The following is a 1,240-nucleotide window of genomic DNA, read 5'->3' as shown; positions in this document are numbered from 1 at the left end:
ATTGCAGGCTGCAACTCGCCTGCATGAAGTCGGAATTGCTAGTAATCGCGGATCAGCATGCCGCGGTGAATACGTTCCCGGGTCTTGTACACACCGCCCGTCACACCACGAGAGTTTACAACACCCGAAGTCGGTGGGGTAACCCGCAAGGGGGCCAGCCGCCGAAGGTGGGGTAGATGATTGGGGTGAAGTCGTAACAAGGTAGCCGTATCGGAAGGTGCGGCTGGATCACCTCCTTTCTATGGAGAATCGTTTCCTGCAATGGAAACATTCAAATCGGAAGCTTAGCTTCCATTAGAACCCTTGGGTTCGAACACTCACTCGTGTTCAGTTTTGAAAGAGCAAGTCTCTTTCGTATGCGTTTGGTGGCGATAGCGGAGGGGTTCCACACGTACCCATCCCGAACACGACCGTTAAGTCCTCCAGCGCCGATGGTACTTGGACCGAAGGGTCCTGGGAGAGTAGGACGCTGCCAAGCGGACAACCAATCCTTTGGTTGATTCAAAATGTTATATATGTTATATGGGCTTTTAGCTCAGTTGGTTAGAGCGCACCTCTGATAAGGGTGAGGTCGGTGGTTCGAGTCCACCAAGGCCCACCATATAACATTATATCCCTTTATGGGGCCATAGCTCAGCTGGGAGAGCGCCTGCCTTGCAAGCAGGAGGTCAGCGGTTCGATCCCGCTTGGCTCCACCAAAATGTTTTACATGAAATAGTATAATGTAGTACCTTGATCCTTGAAAACTGGATACCGAAACGAAAATGCGTTTTAGAACATCTTTTAGCTGAAACTTGTGTAAACAAGTTGAAATCGTTATTAGTATGCTGAAAGCGAAGGTTTTCGATTGTGAAGTGACCTTTGGCTTTAAACAGACTAGCGAACGGATTCATCCGGGAGCGCTGTTTAAAACAAGATGAGCGAACAAGCGAAACACCGGAGCGATGGTTAAGCTAATAAGAGCACACGGAGGATGCCTAGGCGCCAGGAGCCGACGAAGGACGTGGCGAACAACGAAACTGCCTCGGGGAGCTGTAAGCAAGCTTTGATCCGGGGGTGTCCGAATGGGGAAACCCAGCTGTGGTAATTCGCAGTTACTCATACCTGAATACATAGGGTATGTAGAGGCAGACCAGGGGAACTGAAACATCTAAGTACCCTGAGGAAGAGAAAACAATAGTGATTCCGTCAGTAGCGGCGAGCGAACGCGGAACAGCCTAAACCAAGGGGCTTGCCCCTT

At 50.4% G+C, this 1,240-nt stretch carries 2 tRNA genes and 3 rRNA genes; all 5 read left to right on the top strand.

The features are described from left to right. Nucleotides 1-239, top strand: a 16S ribosomal RNA gene (locus A3848_RS26135); the annotation flags it as partial. Nucleotides 240-361: 122 nt separating this feature from the next. Beyond that, nucleotides 362-478 (top strand): 5S ribosomal RNA (rrf, locus tag A3848_RS26130). A gap of 46 nt (nt 479-524) precedes the next feature. Continuing rightward, nucleotides 525-601, top strand: a tRNA-Ile gene (locus tag A3848_RS26125). Nucleotides 602-622: 21 nt separating this feature from the next. Continuing rightward, nucleotides 623-698: transfer RNA gene (locus tag A3848_RS26120), tRNA-Ala, on the top strand. A gap of 248 nt (nt 699-946) precedes the next feature. After that, a 23S ribosomal RNA gene (locus A3848_RS26115) occupies nt 947-1,240 on the top strand; the annotation flags it as partial.

Origin of the sequence: Paenibacillus sp. P32E, assembly GCF_001909085.1 — a bacterium.
In the GTDB taxonomy this organism is placed as follows: domain Bacteria; phylum Bacillota; class Bacilli; order Paenibacillales; family Paenibacillaceae; genus Paenibacillus_AQ; species Paenibacillus_AQ helianthi.
The sequence above is the reverse complement of the archived record's forward strand: the minus strand, read 5'-3'. Positions and strand labels throughout refer to the sequence as shown.